Annotated in this window: 19 protein-coding genes; 5 read left to right on the forward strand and 14 right to left on the reverse strand. The window is 46.0% G+C overall.

Annotated elements, in window-relative coordinates; genetic code table 11:
• Positions 1-19: 19 nt before the first annotated feature.
• Entirely contained in the window at positions 20-703 is a 684-nt protein-coding gene (locus CVV44_00995) for a hypothetical protein (GenBank protein PKL41240.1), read from the reverse strand.
• Positions 704-748: 45 nt separating this feature from the next.
• The gene (locus CVV44_01000; GenBank protein ID PKL41241.1) at positions 749-1597 is read right to left on the reverse strand and encodes a hypothetical protein; all 849 of its coding nucleotides are present in this window, start codon (positions 1595-1597) and stop codon (positions 749-751) included.
• Between the two features lie 262 nt (positions 1598-1859).
• Between CVV44_01000 and CVV44_01005 the strand changes: the two genes are divergently transcribed.
• The 3 genes from CVV44_01005 (at position 1860) to CVV44_01015 (ending at position 4656) form a co-directional block, all read left to right on the forward strand.
• Positions 1860-2486, forward strand: coding sequence for a repressor LexA (locus tag CVV44_01005; protein PKL41242.1), 627 nt, complete (start codon positions 1860-1862; stop codon positions 2484-2486).
• A gap of 13 nt (positions 2487-2499) precedes the next feature.
• Entirely contained in the window at positions 2500-3066 is a 567-nt protein-coding gene (locus CVV44_01010; protein ID PKL41243.1) for a hypothetical protein, read from the forward strand.
• Between the two features lie 108 nt (positions 3067-3174).
• On the forward strand, positions 3175-4656 hold the full coding sequence (locus CVV44_01015; protein ID PKL41244.1) for an HD family phosphohydrolase: 1482 nt from the start codon (positions 3175-3177) through the stop codon (positions 4654-4656).
• Positions 4657-4726: 70 nt separating this feature from the next.
• On the opposite strand, the gene CVV44_01020 is transcribed toward CVV44_01015, so the two are convergent.
• The 6 genes from CVV44_01020 to CVV44_01045 form a co-directional block, all read right to left on the reverse strand.
• Positions 4727-5506, reverse strand: coding sequence for a hypothetical protein (locus CVV44_01020; protein PKL41245.1), 780 nt, complete (start codon positions 5504-5506; stop codon positions 4727-4729).
• Positions 5490-8168, reverse strand: a complete 2679-nt coding sequence (locus CVV44_01025; protein PKL41246.1) for a hypothetical protein — start codon at positions 8166-8168, stop codon at positions 5490-5492. Before CVV44_01025 ends, CVV44_01020 begins: the two co-directional genes overlap by 17 nt.
• A gap of 22 nt (positions 8169-8190) precedes the next feature.
• The gene (locus tag CVV44_01030) at positions 8191-9894 is read right to left on the reverse strand and encodes a hypothetical protein (protein PKL41247.1); all 1704 of its coding nucleotides are present in this window, start codon (positions 9892-9894) and stop codon (positions 8191-8193) included.
• Entirely contained in the window at positions 9878-11365 is a 1488-nt protein-coding gene (locus CVV44_01035) for a hypothetical protein (protein ID PKL41248.1), read from the reverse strand. The genes CVV44_01030 and CVV44_01035 overlap by 17 nt, the downstream gene beginning before the upstream one ends.
• Complete coding sequence (locus CVV44_01040; GenBank protein ID PKL41249.1) at positions 11362-11946, reverse strand: hypothetical protein; 585 nt, start codon at positions 11944-11946, stop codon at positions 11362-11364. The genes CVV44_01035 and CVV44_01040 overlap by 4 nt, the downstream gene beginning before the upstream one ends.
• A gap of 190 nt (positions 11947-12136) precedes the next feature.
• On the reverse strand, positions 12137-12643 hold the full coding sequence (locus CVV44_01045) for a hypothetical protein (GenBank protein ID PKL41250.1): 507 nt from the start codon (positions 12641-12643) through the stop codon (positions 12137-12139).
• A gap of 309 nt (positions 12644-12952) precedes the next feature.
• Between CVV44_01045 and CVV44_01050 the strand changes: the two genes are divergently transcribed.
• Entirely contained in the window at positions 12953-13810 is an 858-nt protein-coding gene (locus CVV44_01050; protein PKL41251.1) for a hypothetical protein, read from the forward strand.
• Positions 13811-13882: 72 nt separating this feature from the next.
• Here CVV44_01050 and CVV44_01055 read toward each other — a convergent pair whose 3' ends face one another.
• From CVV44_01055 to CVV44_01070, 4 genes are all read right to left on the reverse strand, one after another.
• Complete coding sequence (locus CVV44_01055; protein ID PKL41252.1) at positions 13883-14755, reverse strand: hypothetical protein; 873 nt, start codon at positions 14753-14755, stop codon at positions 13883-13885.
• A 165-nt stretch (positions 14756-14920) separates the two neighbouring features.
• Positions 14921-16105: a TIGR00299 family protein gene (locus CVV44_01060; protein PKL41253.1), complete on the reverse strand. Its 1185-nt coding sequence runs from the start codon at positions 16103-16105 to the stop codon at positions 14921-14923.
• 11 nt (positions 16106-16116) lie between these two features.
• Positions 16117-16860 (reverse strand): 1-(5-phosphoribosyl)-5-amino-4-imidazole-carboxylate carboxylase, encoded by a 744-nt coding sequence (locus CVV44_01065; protein ID PKL41254.1) that lies wholly within the window; start codon positions 16858-16860, stop codon positions 16117-16119.
• A 1-nt stretch (position 16861) separates the two neighbouring features.
• A complete protein-coding gene (locus CVV44_01070; protein ID PKL41255.1) occupies positions 16862-17710 on the reverse strand; it encodes a TIGR00268 family protein in 849 nt (282 codons plus the stop codon).
• A 218-nt stretch (positions 17711-17928) separates the two neighbouring features.
• Between CVV44_01070 and CVV44_01075 the strand changes: the two genes are divergently transcribed.
• Positions 17929-19119, forward strand: coding sequence for a hypothetical protein (locus CVV44_01075; protein PKL41256.1), 1191 nt, complete (start codon positions 17929-17931; stop codon positions 19117-19119).
• Here CVV44_01075 and CVV44_01080 read toward each other — a convergent pair.
• Entirely contained in the window at positions 19085-19726 is a 642-nt protein-coding gene (locus CVV44_01080; protein PKL41257.1) for a hypothetical protein, read from the reverse strand. The genes CVV44_01075 and CVV44_01080 overlap by 35 nt on opposite strands.
• Before the next feature lie 86 nt (positions 19727-19812).
• Positions 19813-20151 carry a hypothetical protein gene (locus tag CVV44_01085; protein PKL41258.1) on the reverse strand — a complete coding sequence of 113 codons (339 nt, stop codon included), beginning with the start codon at positions 20149-20151 and terminating at the stop codon, positions 19813-19815.
• Between the last annotated feature and the right edge of the window lie 196 nt (positions 20152-20347).

The raw sequence follows: 20347 nt of genomic DNA on the forward strand, positions 1-20347 counted from the left end.
TATGTTCCTTTCGATATAGTTACTGACCCGATGCCAGATATTTATCGAGCTTTTTCTTCTTCGTGTCCACCTTTTTAAGGTGCGATGTGATAATTTTTTCGTAGTTAAGATCGTTCTTTATGATGGAGGAACGTTCCGATTCCATGCTGCTCAGGTCCGTGGTAATTTTTATCCTGCTGGCCTCGTGTGCGTATCGCCGCGCTTCGTTCCAATAGGGGAGGGCCTCCCGGTAATACCGGTCCGCCATGTCCAGGCTGTCGCGGATATCTTTGGAAAATTCCAGGTTATAGAAGTATATTTTCTGTTTATCATAGCGCGAGGCTATGGTCATATGGTTTCTCATGATGAGCAGGTTGATATGCATGAACATGAGCTTGCGGTACTTTTTATATTCTTTTTCGGACTCCACTTTTACCAGGGCTTCCGAGGGATGGCGGAATTTGCACTGCAGGGCCGTTTTCAGTCGCTCTATATTTTTACGCAGTGAGTTTTCATTGTAGTACTGCTTCATTCCATAGAGTTGATAATAATCTTCAACATAATGGGGAACGGTTTTATAATGCAGGCGGACCTTGGGGATATAATCGGAAAAGGGGACGTATTTTTCCTTTTCCCCGTGAAAATACTGGTACTCGTAATCTTCAGCGAAGATATATATGGGCATGAGCATCAGCAAAAATATGATAATGTATGGAATTTTCATAGGATCAATTTCAATATGTTCGGGTCTTAGTAGATTATCGGTGAATTATTCATTAAAAAACACCTGAATATAATTTTTTAACGATTGAACATATTCGAGTTTTATGGCTGTTTCCACAAGCCAGCCCGATTTCGGAAAATTCAGTATTGTTCTCTGAAATATGAGCTCAGCCTCGGCAAGTCGTGGAAGGACTTTATCCTGGTCAAATTTGCCGCGGTTATGGCGGTCAAAAAAAAGTTCCTTGTGGGCTAGGTGGAGGGCGTCATCGCCGCGCTTATAAGAGCGATAGGCATTGACTTCATACTGGCTGGTATAGCTGTCGATGATATTCAGGCATTCCGCGGCGCGGTAAAAGTTAAATATCATGTTTTTAAACGTATTAAAATGTTCAAGAAGTTCGTCATCATCGGTTTGTTTTATGAGTTTGCCTATGCCATGATAACTTTTTCTTAGAGAATGGACAATATTGTTGTAAGTTCCGCGGTTGGACACCATCTCACGTCGTGCCAGGTTATACAGGCTGAACTGAAAGAACTTATACAGGGATTCCTTTGTATTTTCCCGCAACCTGATAAAGGACTGAATCAGATATTCCTCTTCTATGCGGGTTTTACCTGGTTTTGTATGCCTCTTTTCCCGTGGTTTCTGCGGTGTTTCTTCTTTTTGTACAGAGTCACTTTTTTTACCGTTTTCCATACCCTGCTGAAAACGGTGGCTCATAATGGCGGAATAGGCGAGGTTGAGTTTTGTCATGACCTCGTTGGCCCATTCAGTTCTTTCTCTGTTCTTGTCGGGGTGATATTTGTGCGCCAGTTTTTTGAACGACGCTGCAACCGCCTCGTTAGAGGCATTTTCAGGAACATCAAGGAGTTTGTAGCAGGACTGAATATTCATAAACTCTATTCTTTAATAATTTAGTTACTATTTATTCAGGCCGGACAAATTAATACTTTACGGTTGAATAAATTTTAAGCAATATGCGGCTCCATCTAACAGGTTTCATAAAAAACTATTAATCCCGGGCCTGCGTTTTCGATCAGTTATTCCCATGATTATTAAGGAAAATATCAAGCAATAAATTTTTTCTTGACACATAAACTAATGTTTGCTAAGTTTCTGTTTAGATTTGTCGATAACTCTATAAAGGGTGGTAATCATGGTCCAGAAAAATAAAATTAGCGAGAAAAAACTCACTGATAAACAGCAGAATATTTATGAATTCATAAAAGATTCCATCCGCGAATCGGGATTTCCTCCTACGGTCAGGGAGGTGGGGGACAAATTCGGCATCACAGTAAAAGGTGCCTATGATCATGTCAAGGCCATTGAAAAAAAGGGATTCATTAAAACAGAACAGAATAAATCCAGGGCCATTGTTGTAATTGACCAGGACGATGTCATTCCCACTGACGCGGTCAATATACCCCTTATCGGCCGGATAGCTGCCGGTTCTCCCATCCTTGCTGAAGAAAATATAGAAGATTATCTCAGTTTTCCCCGGTCGTTTATCGGGTCCGGTGATCATTTTGCCCTGAAAGTAAGGGGAGATTCCATGGAGGATGGCGGTATTTTTGACGGTGATATTGCCATTATAAAAAAACAGAATATAGCACAGAATGGAGATATAGTAGCTGCTCTTCTGGAAGAAGAAGCCACACTGAAAAGATATAAACTGCAGGGTGATGCTATTCACCTCATTCCTGAAAATCCGGCCTATGCTCCCATAGTAGTGAAAGATGTTCTGATCCTGGGGAAACTCTCGGCTGTATTCAGGAAATACTGATTGCAATAATCCTATGTCAGTTGAAGATAATGGCAGTGCAGGTCAAACAGCAGATCTTATAGAGAAGAGGTTGACCTGCATAATTGACGCTTCCTCAGCCATTATTCTTTACAAAACAGATTTATTCCCCCTCCTCCTGGATGTATATACCGTTGTCATGCCCGTCTCGGTTTTTGAAGAGATCACCCGAAATAGCTCCTATCCCGGCGCCAATGATTTTTCTGACTTGTCTAAACAAGGCAGGTTTCATATCATTCACACGGCTAAAATTGATACAGAGACCGGTGAAAAAATACCTTTGTCCCTGGACCGCGGGGAAGGCGATGTTATAAGTCTTTTTTTTAATAAGATAGGTAATTTTATAATGATCGATGATGGCGCCGGCGCGGCCTACTGCCGGAAAAATAAACTTCCTTTTATCAACGCTCTCCTCTTCCCAAGAATTCTTTTTCTGCGATCATTTATTAATGCCGATGAATATAATGATTATATGCAAAAAATAATTATGACCGGAAGGTACTCTCCACACATTATCTCTTTTGCCCGGGGTGCCACGGAAGAGGATCTCTGCTTTTTTTGACTAAAAATGTGATGTAGCAAGAATCCATTCACATTTGTAATGATTAAAAACTTGACTGAAAGTGTCGTTATACGTTAAAATACGTTATCAAATACAGGAATCAATTCTATGGACCAGGGAATCAGAACAGAAATAACCAGAAAAATCGAGAAAGGCGAAACTGTTGAACTAAAATTTGCCTATGCCGATAGTGAACTTCTCATGTTCATCAACAGTATCATGGCCAAAGAACTGGCAAAAATGGATCATATATATCTCCTGAACAGTATGATAACCATACTTCGGGAAGTGATAGTCAATGCCATGAAAGCCAATGCAAAAAGGGTGTTTTTCATCAAGAATAACCTCGATATCAAGGACAAGGCCGGTTATAAAGAGGGCATGTCACGCTTCAAAGAAGAGGTGATCGGTGAATTTGATGCTATAGAAAAGGATCTGAAAAACAGTGATTATTATGTAAAAATCGATTTTTCAAGAAATGATCAGAACCTGCATGTTGTGATTAATAATAATACGCCTATTCTGACGGAAGAACTGGAACGGATAAACCTCCGCATAGGCAAGGCACTTAAGTATAATGATTTTTCCGATGCCTATGACGAGATTGAAGATGATACCGAGGGTGCGGGCCTGGGTATTGTGCTCACCATTCTTTTCCTGAAAAATATGGGAATCGACCCAAAAACCTTTTCGATCACTACCAATGGAAATGAAACAAAGACTACTCTTTTTGTTCCCAGGGATCTTCGCCCGCCTCAGATTACATCAAAAATACGCGATGAGATAGTCGCTGATGTGGAGGGAATCCCCACATTCCCGGAAAATATTGTTCGGCTCCTCAATCTCTGCAACAGTCCCGATTCGACCATGGAGATTATTGCGGATAAAATTCTCATGGACCCGGCACTGGCTGCTGATGTGATCAAATTATCCAATTCGGCCGGCTTTGTTCCCGGAAAGAGAATTGAAACTGTCCTTGAGGCTGTAAAAACGATCGGACTGAAAAACGTCAATGCCATTCTTGTGGCCAGCAATGCCAGAAGCATTTTGGAAAAACGCTACGCCAGTTTTGAAGAGATCTGGAGGCACCTGACAAAAACGGCATTCTATGCACGCAATATAGGACTCATGCTGAAAAAACCGGGACTGGCAGATAATGCCTTCATGGCAGGACTCCTGCATGACCTGGGGAAGATTGTACTCCTGGCTACTAATCTCCAACTGGTGGAAAAGGTGGCAGAAACAATTAAGAACAGGCGGATCATCACTTCCACGGTCATGGAGGAAATATCCATCGGCATCAGTCATTCGCAGATCGGGGAGCTTATTGCTAAAAAATGGAATTTTCCTGATTATCTTGTGGAGGCAATCCGGTATCATCACGCCCCGCATAGTTCTTCAGAGCAGCACCGTGATCTGGCCTTCAGCGTTTATCTTGCAAACATGCTCTGTGGCATCGACGACAAAAAATATTACTATTTCTACTGCGATGAAATAGTTTTGGAGCGTTTCGGTATTCTGGAAGAGGAGAAATTCAGGGATTTGCATGGGAAACTGAAAGGAAAATGGGAGCTGAATCTTGAGGAATAATCAAAGAAATGTAATGGATTTTTTAGAAATATTTAAAAAAGGGGAGCCTGAAAGCTCCCCTTCCTGTTTTTTACAGCCTGTTTTTATTGAAATCACGTTCCGTGATGCCCGGATCATTATATACAACCTCTTTGATTTCCAGGACGGTCTTTCCAAGATTTGAACCGTCTTTTTCCAGGCGGTACATGATAGATTTCCTGGGCGTGAGCACGCCGTTTATTTTTTCAATGTTGTAATTGATGAGGCGTTTATACAGGAATCCCTTGTAGTAAATGTCGGTCTGGATGATAAAATTATCGCTTTTACGTACATAGAAAACTGCCCGGTCATAGACGCTTTTCCCCGGTTTGGGTGAGGCCTCGACTTTATGGCAGTCGAAGGATTCCACCATGGCGTTTCCCGCAAGAGTGTAGGTACTGTCATTGATGTTACGCGGTTTCAGATCTTCGTAGAAAAAGTGAGAATTGACCACGGCCTTGTTGCGGTCACCGGAAACGATTTTCTTTACCTTCATATCTTTTTGCTTAAGCCATTGCTGATCGTCGCCGCTTTCGGAAAAGGTGAGAATTTTCATATTCACCGGTGACAGAAATTCAATCAGCGCTTTTTCACTATCGCCTTGTTTCAGTCCCATGACCTTCATTTCCCGTTTCAGAATCTCATCCCCCTTGTAAATGGTCATGTGGATGGTGCTTCGGGCTGTTTTGGCCGATATGAGTTTTTCGCTCTTCTCCATGATTTCCTTTCCCGTAAGGGCAAAGACAAGCTGAATGGAAGCTGCAATGGCAATTAAAGAATAAAAAATTTTTCGAAACATGGAAGTCCTCCTTTTATCAGTCATTTTCTTCATAATTAAAAAATCTGCTTAGATTGAGATATTTCCATACCGGGGAATCGGATCGGGATTCCTCCAGTGTTATTCCCGTGGCCTTTATGGCCGATGGAAGAATCAGTAGAGCGCCAATGGTTGTGGACACCATGGTCACTGCCGTGAGAAAACTGAAAAGTACAATAGGTTTGAAATTGGAAACGGTCAGAACAAGAAATCCGAATATGAGAGCCAGGGAGGTATAAATAATAGCCCTTCCGGCAATGGCAAGTGTTTTTGTTATCGTTTCATCTACGGTTAAACCCTGGCTTCGGTAATGACGAAAATTGTTGAGAAAGTGAATCGTATCATCGATACCGATACCGATTGTTATTGATGCTATGATAGCCGTGGCCGTATCGAGGCGGATGCCGAACCAGCCCATAATGCCGAAGTTGAAGATAACGGCAAGAGTGATGGGGATGAGGGCCGTGAGCCCTGCCGCGATATTCTTGAATAGCAAAATAACAATGATGCAGACAACGGCGAGACTGAATATCAGGCTCAGCATCTGGCCCATAACGATATAATACATGAGGCGCACCATGATTTTAGGCTCGCCGGTTATCTTATAGGAGTATCCCGGGGGCAGGTTTCGGTCCAGATAGTCTTCAATGCGGCTTATGGAATGGACCAGGTGGGCCGTGCTGAGCATTGCTCCGTTCCGCTCCCACTGCCGGGCGAAGATGTTGGCGGTTCTGAATTTGTGATCTACATAGGGTTCAAAGACATCAATACGGCCGTCATCATTGTCATCATCGCCGGAAAACATGAGCATATACCCTTCTATAGCGGAACGTTTTTCAGGTATTGAGTAAAATTTTTTTTCATTGTTGTTCATGGCCAGGTTCATGGTTTTAATAAAATCAGGGAAGGCGTCGGTGCGGCCGATGTTGACATCCTTGTTTTCTTCGGCTTCGAGCCACTTCCTCGTATTGTCTATGAAGGTGAGATAGTCCGGTTCCAGTACCCCGTTTTCCTTGCCTGAATCAATGAGGATATTGATGCCAAAGGAGCCGCCGAATTTTTTCCCTATTTCATACGTGCTTGTGAGTATGGGATTTCCTTCTTTGAAATAGGCAAGTATCGATGTTTCGGCAATGATGCGGAACGTCCCTGCAATGGCGAATATAACGACTATGAACATGCCGGTCAGAACCTTTTTATAGTGATGGATGGAAAGCCATGTAAAGAAGAAAATGATTCTATCGATAAAACCATGAAACCGGATTTCAGTATCACCTGTATCAATTTGCCGGCGTTTTGCAGGAGCTTTTAGCGGAAGAAGAACCAGCATGGCCGGGATGAAGGTTATGGATATAAATACAGCGAAAAGGACGCCGATAGCGGAAAAAATACCCCATTCCTTTAAGGCATATACACCGTTAGTCATGAGCATGAGAAATCCTACGAATGTGGTGAATCCCGCCAGTATAACAGTGAGAGAGATGTGAGACATGGATGACCTGATTCCCTGCCTTTTATCACCGGCCGTGATTAAATTGAAATCAATATAATACTGATTCAGAAGATGTATTGAATAGGAACTCCCCACGGCCAGCATGAGGGGGGGGATGCAGACGCCCATGACGCTGACCTTGAAACCCAGGTGTCCCATGAGGCCCATGATCCAGATATCGGCAAAGTTCATGGAAAGGAAGGGGAGAAATACGCCCCTCAGAGACCTGAAGTTCAGGAAAAAAATTATGAGAATTGAAATCAGGGTCAGGGGCAGAAAGGTTTTCAGGTCTTGCTGCATGTAATGATTTATCTGTGTGTTTACATAGGGTATACCGTTAATATTTATATGCAGTTCAGGATACCCCGTGGCAATTTCCTGCAGATCATCGGACAGGGTATAGTCCAGTTCACCATTAATGAGGCGGATAAGGACACTGAAATCGGTAATATTGCCCGTTGTGCGGTCCAGGACGTAAATGCCTCGTTCGAAGGCAGGATTGTTACGAAGCCTGTTACTGAAAATTTCAATTTCTTTTTTCGTTGAAGGAATAATACGGCGATCGTTATCGTCACGGTCTATGAGTTTATATGTGATCAGTGTATCATCTTTCCCTGTAAGGTCCTGGGCCGTGTATGGTGAAAGAATGGCATCAATGAGCTGTTTTTTCTTCATGGCCTGGGCGGCCTGAATATCCTTTTTCAGTTTTTCCGTTTGACGGGCTGAAAGAGAATCAGAATCGGCAAAAAGTTTTTTCCATTTTCTTTCCAGTGTACGGATAAAAGGCTGGTCGTCGCGGAATGCTTCACGAAGCATTGAAAGGCTGAGGTTCCCACGGCCGGCTGTTTCAACGAAACGGCGGAGCCGTGATGATTCTTTCTCTTCATCATATGTCTCATATTCTTCTATGTCGGTATGAAAAAGGTCAAAGGAATGCAGAAACTCCGGAGTCATGGCATTATCTGATGATACGGTCATGATAATAAAATTGCCATTGTTGCCATAGATGGCCTTGGTTTTTTCATTCAGGAGATATTCGGCGTCCTTTTTTGGCATCATAACCTCCAGGCTGTTTTCAAATTGCAGTTTGAAAATACCCAGGGCCATGTATATGGTGATGGCAATAATTACGACGATGACTATAACAGGGCGTCTGATGACAAAGTCTAGAATTCGGTTCATCATAAAGTGTGCATCTCCTTTTCAATTAATAGGTCTTTCCAATGAACCTGACTCCATAGGGGTCTTTGGTACCATCGTCGGCTCCCAGTAAAAAATTATTCTCATCGCTGGTAATCTGTATTTTTTTCGGCGCTGTTTGATACGCAGTGAAAAAGTTGTTCTCCCAGTACGCGGCAATATTATCGCCGCTTGAGGGCATGCCGTTATTATCACGGTCATAGAGGACATAGACATAGGAATTCATGGCCAGGGTAACGGCAATGCCTTCATCCAGGGCGGCAAAGAGGGGAAAGCTGTAATGGTGATTCGGGTCAGCCACATAAGGCAGCAGCGCCATTCCCGTGACGTAATTAATATCATCGATGTTCCGCGTCAGGTTGTTGACGCCGTCGTCATGAACGACGAGACAGATGAGCGAATTCCCTTCAACCATGCCCGCTGGCCGTGATGAAGGATCGAGTTGAAATTCCACCGTGGTGTTGTAGTCATACATTTTTTTATTGAGCTGGAACTTCCAGTCGCCCGAGGCCTGGTGATAGGCCGTGTTGGGACCGCTTTCAGCCAGGGCAATGGTGAAGGCGAAGTTGTCGAGATCGGTATTCTGATAGTATCCGACCATGTCACCCGCCGTTGGACTGGGAAAACCGCCTGAATAATCCTTGTCCCAGAGCGCTATGACCATGACTTCGTCCCCGGGCTCGAGGTCTGTTGTGGAAAGATCGATGCTGAAACTGCTCATGCCGGGATCGAGTTTTTTGAAGGCCTTGACGACGCTGAGAGGATCGGTAAAAAGCGCGCCGGGATCATCGGTGTGGGCAATCATGATGAATACCGGTTTGGACGATGAATCATATCCTTCCGGGTGTTCAAAGTAGCCGTCGATGGTCATGGCATAGTCCGAGGATGACATGAGTTCCATCTGTCCTGTGATGTTAATACCGCTGTTGGGGCCCTGGGTGATTACACACTGCAATGGCACGCCAGTAGCTCCATCGGCATAAAAGGCCAGGGCGTCGCCGGCATTGGGAATGCCGTCGTTATTCAGATCAAAGAGAGCGAAGACATAGACATCATCCATGGGGACATTCCTGCCGAAGGGCATTATATCAAGGGAGTAATCGACGCTTTCTCCTGTCTTGGTCACTGTACCGTATCCCATTATTTTATCCATGTCCAGCGACGTAATGTCGAGTGAGTCAACGCTTCCGGCATAGGCAATGAGAGTGACTGTCCCGGTGAGGGCATTGGTGATGGTGCCTTCTATGGATGCCTGGTAATCATAGATAAGCCGGTTGATTGTTATATCAATATTACGATTATCACTTTGCATGGTGCGGGAGGGCTGCATGGTCTCACTGTTTATATAGAAGCCGATATAATCTCCCGGATCAGGGTAGGGAACTCCTCCGTCATAATTTACGTCAAGGATGGCCGTGATGTACACCGTATCGTTTCTGCGCACGCCGTGTTCCGCGAGATCAAGGGAATAGGAGCCATTGTCGGGACAGGATATCATGGTGATGACATGATCAAGGGGCTGCGCCTTGATAGCTTCAAAGTCGGCCGTATCGGTGAAAAGAAGAAATACCGGGCCGGTGACGGGTTCGGCCGTGTCAACTGATACAGTGCCGGAAATGTTTATCGATGCAGGTGAGTCCATACCGCAGGCGCTGATAATCATCGCCATAAACAGTATAAGAAGATGGGTTGGTTTACATTTTGTATTCATAACGAACCCTCATCCTGATGAAATCATTGTCGGTGTAAAGCCCTATCATGCTCCTCTCGCGTCCATGGATAAAGGCGTAGGACACATTGATGGACAGGCCCATGGGAAAGCGGTACTGCACTTCCGGCATTATAATTGTTCCTTTTTCAGTAATATCAACGATGCCTGTCACCAGAACTTTGAGGCGGCTATACAAAAAAGTGTCTTCAACGCGGACGATGAGGATATCGCCCAGCATGGGATCCATGATATTGCGTGAGAAATAGGTCGGCCTGCTGTATTCCGTGGTCAGCACTGCATCGCCTTCATGTCCCTCGAAGAGTTTATTCATGGGTATCATGTAGTTGAACCCGGCAGTGGTGTACAGGGCGTGGAAGGTCCTTGTTTTGAAGGGAAACTGCGGTATCTGCCCGCCCGAATAATCCTGGTCCACAACGCCGGTTTTCAGGGGACTGTAGGCCGCCTCGAACTGGAATACGAAATCATTCCAGCCCCGGGAAAGTGCCAGGCCGGTTTTTATAGTGGTATGATATTCGGGACGTACATCGACTGCAATGGGCTCATTCGGTACGGCTATGGTACCCATGGGCCGGAATAGCGGCTCCGTGTCGGGACCATAATAGGCACTGATGTTCACATCGGTGCTGAGAATATTTTTATAGTACTGCAATCCAACGGCGATATTTTTAATGTCCGGTTCCATGGGTCGTGATGCGGCAATGCTGATGGGATATCCCTCTTCCTCGTAGCGCAGCTCCCAGAAGGTATTTTTTTCCGGCAGGAGTGCTGGGACGTGCAGGGGTACTATAACCAGCTCCAGCGTATCATCGCCGATAAAAAAAAGGGACGAGAGGGAAGGTACTCCCTGGCGGAGTTCGTCCTGGTCCTTGAACAGGGCCTCCCGCATATCCATGGGATTGAAGTAGGACGTAGGATTGAAGACATCAGCCGTTCCCCATTGATAAATCTGGTTCCCGGCTCGGAGACGGAAGAAACTGAATTCGGCGTTGTAATAAAGTTTATTGAAATTTATTTCGAAGGACGATCCCCGCGCGGTGCCGTTACGGTACACGGTGGGATCATGAACATAGTCATGTATATAGACATTGGAATTCATGACAAAATAAAAGTTTTCAGATCCGGTGCGCAAAGATAGATTGTTTCGTATTTCATTTTTCTTGACTATATCACGGAAGGCCTGATGGGGATAGGTACCGGTGAAATTTTCAAATTCTATGAAGCCCTGTAATTCAGTAGTGCCGCCCTGGGCTTCCCGTGTCGCTGATTCATCTTCATCGCCATCCGAATCATCCTCTTCGGCCTGGACTGGCGGTTTCTTCTTGAGCATGATATCAGCGGCCATGACGGTATTGCTTAAAAAAGGGACCATGTACATGATGGCGAGAAGAACCAGCCACAGCAGCGGCATGTGTGATGCAACTCCCTGCCTGGAAATTCCCTCTTTTTTCATGTCGCCACGATCCCGTGCAGCAGCACATCGGCCAGTTTTTTCGATAGTTCTTCGTCGTTCATGGAATCGGTTTTTGCCGCCGGTAGAATTTTTGAAATGATGAAATAGGCAACGATGCATATAATAAAGACCTTGGTGGGGTATTCGTAGTCTATGGGCCTGATGCTCTTTCCAGCATAATCATTTTTTACCTTGTCAATATAAACAGTACTGGCCAGGTTGATGAGCGCTTCCAGGACACGGTTGGTGTTTTTACCCTGCAGCTCGATGAGGTCGATAAAAATGAGGCGGTATTCTTCAATGTTCTGGTCAATGACTACTTTCATGGCGAGAATGATTTCATTCAGGTTAAAAGGAAAATCTTTATTTATCATGGCACCGAAATCAGGGAAGGTGTCAATCAGGTTGGCCGGATCCATAATGCTGTTAAAGATCTCTTCTTTGTTATGGAAATAATTATATATATTGCCGATTGAAACGCCTGCCGTATCGGCGATTTCCCGGAGACCCGTGGCGGAATAGCCTTTTTCTGAAAAAAGCTTTTTTGCAGTATCGATTATCAGTTTTTTTCGGTCTTCCATAAAATTCCCCTGATAGACTAAGAACGAACGTTCGTTCTTAGTCTAAATATATATAAATTGATTCAGGAAGTCAATAGAGAGAGGAAATTAATAGTCTCTATTGAAAATGATTTCGATGGACTCCTATGAAAGTCTGACAGGTTTGAGATATGAGCGAAAACCTGCAGGGGGAGAGGAATGCAGAAGATTCTTAAGCGGAGGTTGATAATTTGGCTTTTTCCCTGTCTTTGGTTCTTTCTATCATGTGCAGGGCATTTTTGTTTATTTCCTCTACAAGCGAATTGTAGAAATGGTTGGATAAGGTCCTGTTTATATCAACACGGTCCAGCTTGAAGGTCTCGAGGATTTTCTGAAATTCACTTATCTTCTTATTGAAGAGAGTGCAGACACCATGTCTTTTGCCATATCCGCATTCGCGGCAGGCGGGATTGACCCTGTTGGGACGTGTTATCCGGTGATCATAACTGTTTTTGGTGCAGAATGGGCACAGACGAAAATTTAAACCTGAACATAAATTAGCTTTTATGCGTTTTTCCAGCTTTATCCAGACATGTTTAGCAGATTCCCTGTCCCAGGTCAGTATCTCGTCAAAGTCTTCTTGTTTGTAGTGCCACTCTTTGGGTATGGATAGGGTGTCATTGAGATAGGTTGAAATCCGCTCCATATACTGGGCGAGCATACTATTGTAATCTTTCATTGTTGGGCCCTGGGAAAATATACTCGTACTATTAATATAATAATATAAATTAATATCGGGAAAAATTAAAACGAAATGTATAAATTAAACAGCTGGTTCATGTTCATCAGATAAAGCCAAGAATAATGAGCCTTGATTCCTGTAAAGTATTTTATTAAAAAATATGTAATTAATTATATCTCTAGTGTATATATTATATTATGTAAAGAAGTAATTGAATTGTAAACGATTTTTTTTAAATGCTTCATTCCGGCAAAAGAACAGCCGGTGGCCTGAGTCTAAAAAAATCTTGACAAATGCAAATTTTTTATGATTACATTGGTATCAGAAATAAAGTGCTGGCCTGTGTCTTTCCATAAATATTTTATCCGTGGGGGATTTAAACATAATATGAAAATTTCCGGAATTGTTTCATCATTCGTACTTATTGTATTCGTGGCCGGGTGCGGCGGCACTTCGGATAAAAGCCTGCGGCAGATTCCCAGGAGCCAGCGCAAAGGTCTGGCCGTGATGAATTATGTGAACAATACGCCCAAAAGCAGGGCAGAAGAATATCAGCCCTGGGAGTTCGGCATTGCCTCCATGATCATGACCGACGTGGAGACCATCGGCGCCTTCAACATCGTTTCCAATGAACGGATGAAGGATGTTCTGGCCCAGCAGTCCTTCCAGCTCACGGGCATGGTGGATGAGAAAACGGCCGTGGAACTGGGGAAAATTGTGGGCGCCAGCTACATCCTGGCCGGTTCCTTTACGGAGATGAAGGGCCAGTTGCGTATGGAGACCCAGGTCTTCTCCGTGGAAAAGGGAACGCAGCTCGGCACTGCCGCGGTCATGGGGAAAACCGATAATTTCTTTGACCTTGAAAAGGACCTGTTCACAAAAATCAGCGGCATACTCAACGTGATGCTCACTGAGGAGGAACAGGGAAAGATAAACGCGAAAATCGAGACTAAGTCCGTGGAGGCCTCGCTGAACAACTACCGCGGTGAGGTAGCGGTGATCAAGGCCAAGGATCTTGCGAAAGAGGGTAAAAAGGACGAGGCTAAAAAGATCATAGAAGAGGCCAAAAAGGACTTCAACAAGGCCATTGAACTGGACCCGAACTATACCAAGGCAAAACAGAACCTGTCAAAGATTTCTCTGGCTATACCGGTGACTCTGTAAAAACGAATGGTATAGAAACAACAAGGGCCAGTCTGAAAAGGCCGGCCTTTGTTGTTTCTATACTGAAGAGTCTTATATCTTATAGAGAACGCCGACAAACACGCCGTATATCTGGTCTGTCATCCAATCCTCATTCAAATTTCCTCCGGTATTTTCAGTGATTTCAAACCTGTTTATCTGGTAGCGGACGCCCAGGGTGACGATGGGCATGCCCTCGCCGATGTTCAGGCCGATGGTTGGCTCGATGTTGAAACCGTACATCTGCATGTCAAATGTGTCATTTATTGAGGGTTGTTGAGTGAGAGCTCCAAGATTATCAATGTTGTTTCTTGGATCACCATCCATTTTCATTTTACCCATCATGTAAATGGCAGAGAGATTGGCAGACACAAAAAATCCACGGCTTCCCAGGGGAAGTGAGAACCCCAAACCCAGGGCCGGGCCGTGGAATGGCTGTGTTAATTTTAATGTTTCCTGATTAGCTTCTGTGAGAGTGTTAAATGTGGTGTTATATCGGTAATCCATTCCATTGTATTCTGTCTTCAGATACCAGAATTTATACCCCGCAAAGATTTTCAGATTATCCATGATGCGGTAACTCAGGGCGCTGTCGATGTCCATGCGGAAGGTGTCGAAGGTGAAAATGAGTGTTTTATTTTCAGTTGCGCTTTGAGGTATGTTTTCAGACATGCCATGTGTATTCTGACTGCCGAAGAGCCCTGAAACGGACAGGGAGATGTCATCGGTGAATAACACGCTTGCAACGGGTCCATACAGGGCCCCGCTTCCGGTTCCCATGTCGTTGAACTGGGAAGCTACATCCTGTAACCATGAGTCCCACATAAAGTAGCCGGCCCGTGCGCCCACGATGTAGTCCACAGCAAAGACCGGGGTAGATAGCATGAGCAGCAGGGCTGCCAGAATTGAAACATATGTTTTTTTCATAATTCCTCCGGAGTGTTTGAAAGAAATGGTAAGTGTCACTTCTATATCGTATTTTTAATAAAAATACATAAGAAGTAAACGGCTGAAAACAGGGGGATATTTGTGTGATAACCTGTGGTGAAGTATGAAGTAAGTGCGGATATTCGTCAGGCAGGATTATTCGGCTTACTGACGATTTTTCTCATATACAGCCTGTACCGCCTGGCGGCAGACCTCTTTCACCGGAATGTTTTTTTCTTCAGCAATTCTGCGGCAGTCCTCATATTCCGGAGTTATTGTGATAACTTCACCATCTTTCTCGTGGACCTTTACGCTGACGATTCCATATTTCGTTTCAACTTTAATAAAGGAACGCTTCAGTTTTTTCCTGGAACACGAATGGGTGCGGATGCCCGATGTGGTAGATTCACGGAAGAGTGTGTCCTGCAGAGTTTCAGCCTTTTCCTGTGTGCAGAGTACCGTGAGGAGCGATGCCGGGCGCCCCTTTTTCATGATGATTGGTGTTATATACACATCCAGGGCGCCCCGGTCAAGCAGTGTCTGGAAGATGTGCTGATAGTACTGGGGATTCATGTCGTCGATATTGCATTCCATGACGAGAATGTCATCGGTATCGATATCGCTTTCCTGCGTTTCGCCTATATGGACGCGGAGCAGGTTCGGGATGGGAAGGTCGTGCGTACCGGCCCCGTAACCGGTATGATAAATTTTCATGGCGGGGATGGGGCCGAAGCGTCGGGCCAGATGTACGATGAGGGCCGCGCCCGTGGGAGTGGTGAGTTCGCCTTCGATGTTCTTTGAAAAAACAGGAATGCTTTTAAGGAGCTCGGCCGTGGCCGGGGCCGGTACTGGCAGGAGGCCGTGCTGTGTTTTTATGAAACCCGAACCGAGATGGACCGCCGATGATTCCACAACGGCGATATCAAGCTCCTTCAGGGCGATCATGGTGCCCGTGATGTCCACGATGGAGTCCACGGCGCCTATCTCGTGGAAATGTATTTCATCGACGGGGACGCCGTGTATCCGCGCTTCCACGGTGCCGATGTTCGTGAATACGGCCAGGGCCTGTTCCTTCACCCATGGATCGAGGCCGCTGTCGTTTATTATGCCGGTGATGTGGGACAGTGAGCGGTGGGAATGATGCGAATCATGGTCATCGGTGATAACGGAAAAGTGGGTGCCGCTGATGCCGTTTTTTAATACTTTTTTTACGGACAGGCTGTATCCCGTGACGGGGAGTTTTTTCAGCTCCGCTTCAAGGATGCCCGGGTCCAGGCCTGCGTCTATGAGCGCGCCGATTATCATGTTGCCGCTAATGCCGGAGAAACAGTCGAAGTATGCAATTTTCATTCAGTGCCGCCTCAGTGATTTATCATGCCGGCAAAATAACCGGCGCCGAAACCGTTGTCTATGTTGACCACGGTGATTCCCGGTGCGCAGGTGTTCAGCATGGTGAGCAGGGCCGAGAGACCGCCAAAGCTTGCACCGTATCCCACGCTGGTGGGGACGGCGATGACCGGAACATCGACCAGACCGCCGATGATGCTGGGCAGGGCCCCTTCCATGCCGGCCACGGCAATAATCACTTTGGCACTGTTGATTTTATCCATGTGGGCGAAAAGGCGGTGAAGGCCCGATACGCCCACATCGAAGAGGCGTTCAACCCGGTTGCCCATGGTTTCGGCCGTCAGTGCCGCTTCCTCGGCCACGGGTATATCCGAGGTACCGGCCGTTATGACCAGAATGAGTCCTTTGCCCTGTTCTGAGCTTTTTTTCCCGACGACGATGATGCGGGCATCGGCGTTATATTCAGCCGATGGGTGGAGCGCTTTTACCGCCTCATAGACTTCACGCGTGGCCCTTGTGGCCATGATGGTGTTGTGGTGGGCAATGAGGCGGTCCACTATGGCCAGAATCTGCTCAACGGTTTTTCCCTGGCAGAAAATTACTTCGGGATGTCCCTGCCTGATGGCGCGATGGTGGTCCACCTTGGCGAAATCCAGGTCGTCGAAGGGAAGTGATTTCAGGGACAGCAGGGCATCGTCGATGTTTATCTTCCCATCGCGTACATTTGCCAAAAGTTTCTTCAGCCGGTCTTTATCCATATCATTCCTCTTCATTATGAGCTGACTTGTTCATGCTGCCCATGCGGTATCCGTCTATATCCAGGGCAATATGCCGAAACCCCAGCTTGCGGAATTCCGCCGATACTCGGGCACTGTGTTCTTCGTCAATAAAAAGAGGCATCGCTTCACGGGGAACCTCGATGCGGGCCAGATCGCCGTGGACACGGACGCGCAGCTCATTTATTCCCATAGCGTGAAGAAGCTCCTCGGCCCTGTCAACCTGTTTTAGCACCTCAACAGTTATGGGCGTACCAGGGGGGATACGCGTTGCCAGGCAGGGTGTGGAAGGTCTGTCCCAGTTGGGAAGGCCCATCTGCCGCGCCAGGTGACGGATTTCATTCTTGGTAAGGCCTGCATCTTTCAGGGGGCTGTGGATGCCCAGTTCTTCCAGGGCCTGCATGCCGGGGCGATAGTCATGGATATCATCGGTATTTGAGCCTTCCAGGACCGCTGATATGCCCTTTGCCAGGGCGAAATCACGGATGGTCGAAAATAGTTCTTTTTTACAGTGATAACACCGGTTATTGGGATTTGCACGTATCTTTTCGTTCATGAGAAGGTCGATGAAAAGAGTATGGTGGGAGATGCCCCATTTTTGTATGATAGTGTCGGACCTGGTCAAATCCTGTGCCGGGGATAGGGGTGAATCGATGGTGACGGCCAGGGCATCAGTCCCCAAGACATCATGAGCCACCCGGAGAAGAAAGGTGCTGTCAACGCCGCCGGAATAGGCGACCACCGCTTTTTTATAAGAGGCAATGATGTTCCGGAGCGCCGTGAGTTTATTTTCCGTATTGATGGTATATCCTCTTTTCCGGATAAACTGCATCCGGTTATTGAAACAGGCACAAGAGAGACCGATGCCAATTTTCAGTATAAGCCGTTATATTTATAATAAATACGCATCTATGTAGATGACAAATCAATAACAATTTGGTTACAGGGCAATAAATTTATAAACCGATGCCGCGTTATCCCACCGCGTTTCATTTTCAAAAATATCTTTACAAATAGTTCTTGAATACGCACTGTAGCCCGACCGGTATTATGCACATGCAGTCATTCACTATCCAGGAAAAGAAACTCATCGGCGGTATCAGCCTTCTTCTTGCCATCAGGATGATGGGGACTTCTCTCATTATTCCCGTTTTTTCCATTTTTGCCACGGGAATCGACGGCGCATCACGCCCGCTCGCCGGTCTGGCCGTAGGAATTTACGGCATAGCACAGATGCTTTTCCAGATACCCATGGGACGGATCAGCGACCGTATTGGCAGAAAGGAAACGGTTCTTGCCGGGCTTGCGATCTATTTCCTGGGGACTCTCATCTGCGGGCTGTCCAATAACATCTATGTGCTCATCATTTCACGTGCAATCGCCGGGGCCGGTGCCGTTTCAGGCGTGACCATGGCATGGCTTTCCGAGGGAGTCAACATCAACCTCCGATCGACGGCCATGTCCTATGTTGGTATGAGCATCGGGCTCTCGGTTATAGCCGGGTTTTCCTTCAGTTCCCTTATCGCCGGTCATGTAGGAATTCCCGTGCTGTTCTTTTTGATATCGGGCATGACCCTGCTGGCCATGTATATTACCGTGAAATATCTGAATAACGTGGATGAGGATAAACCCGTCATGGACGAAGAACTCCACGTTGACCGGCGCGGTCTCATGATGGTGCTGAAGCACCGGGATCTGCTGCGTCTCAATGTTATCGGATTTTTCAGTAACCTGAGCCTCACGGGCATGTTTTTCATCATGCCGCTTCTCATCAACGAGAACATGGAGATAAAGGCCATGTGGAAGATATACGTGCCCATGGCAGTTGTCGGAACAATGTTCATGTATTACTTCGGCAGAAAAGCCGATACGCAGGGAACCCGGAAGATAGCCATGGTGGCCATTTTTTTCCAGATTACGGGGATTGCCCTGCCGGTCCTGTTCAGCGGACTCATTCCGCTCTTTGTGTCCTTCGCCTATTTTTACATAGGCCATTGCATACTGTCCCCGGTGCTTCCTTCTGCCGTTTCACGCTATCCTACAACGACCGACAGGGGTTCTATCATGAGCATTTTCAATTCATTTCAGTTTCTGGGATCGGGACTGGGGGGTATCATCAGCGGATTTATCGGCGGCTATCATCCGGTTTTTGTCTTTACCTTTCTCGAAATATGCGTTATAGTATCATTCGTTCTCATGAGCAGGTTCAGGAATTATTCAACTGATTCCTTTTCTTCCTGATGAGGCGGATGACGAAATAGATGACGACGGCGGCGGTCAGTATGGCCCCCATGGCAATGTTGTAATTTTTCAGGATTATACCGAGGCGGATTTTCACCATTTCCCAGTTGTTCCCCAGCATAAATCCCACCTGTATCCAGATAAAATTCCACACGGCCGCGCTCATGAGGGCCAGTCCGGCTACACGGAGTGAATTAAGTTTTGATATGCCCGATACAATGGAGACGGCGGAGCGGATGCCTGGAATGAAGCGGTTTATGGCCACAACGAAATAACCATATTTTCTGAACCATTCCTCGGCGTTTATGATGGACTGAGCCGAGAAAAAGGAATAGTTCTTTTTCATGAAAAATTCCCGTTCAAAAAATTTTCCCACCCAGAAGAGGCACATGAATCCCACGACGCTGCCTATTGTGGTGGAAAGATAAACCATAAGGTAGTTGAGGCGGCCCGTGCCAACAAGAAACGCCCCCAGGGCTGTGATGGTGTCACCGGGGATGGGTGGGAAAAGGTTTTCCACGACGGCGCTTACGAAAAGAAAAACATACAGTATGGATTCTTTCTGCGGCAGCAGGTATTGTATGAAATCGTTGATAATATTTTCCATAGACCTTCCTTGCGTAAATCTGAACGCTGCACAAGAGGCCTGCGTTCTTTTATGTATTGATCATTGATATTTCAGTAACGCCGGAGTTACCAGAAGCATACCTGAAGCGCCGGATATTTATTCGAAAGAAAATCAATAATTTTGTTACTCTCTTTATCGCGGTCAACGGGGACAAACGTGCTCACCGCGTTTCCGTCTCCGTCGGTGGCCACTGCGCGGTCTCGTATCCATCCCGACACTACAATATACCGGAGCGTACCGGCTCCGCAGCAGGCGCTGCCGGAGATGGCTTCGGCCAGCACGTAAAGGAGGGCGCCTCCTTCCAGCTCTGCGATATGCTCCTCTTTGACGATGTAATAACCGGCCGGGGACTGCACCTCGCAGCCCGGCTCTCGATGAATATGATACTTGACGGCACCGGTCATATAGAGAATATGGATATTGTTTCCCGTGAGCGTCAATTCTAATATTAAAAAAGAACTTGCTAATTTAAACATTATTTTACATAATATTTTGCAGTAATTCAAATTTGTACATATATCTGCTCCGGTTTTACCAATACCATCTTGTTTGTCGTAAAAATCATAGGAAAATGAGCGGATATTTTTTATCCCAGGCCGT

This window comes from Spirochaetae bacterium HGW-Spirochaetae-1 (assembly GCA_002839375.1).
In the GTDB taxonomy this organism is placed as follows: Bacteria; Spirochaetota; UBA4802; order UBA4802; family UBA5550; genus PGXY01.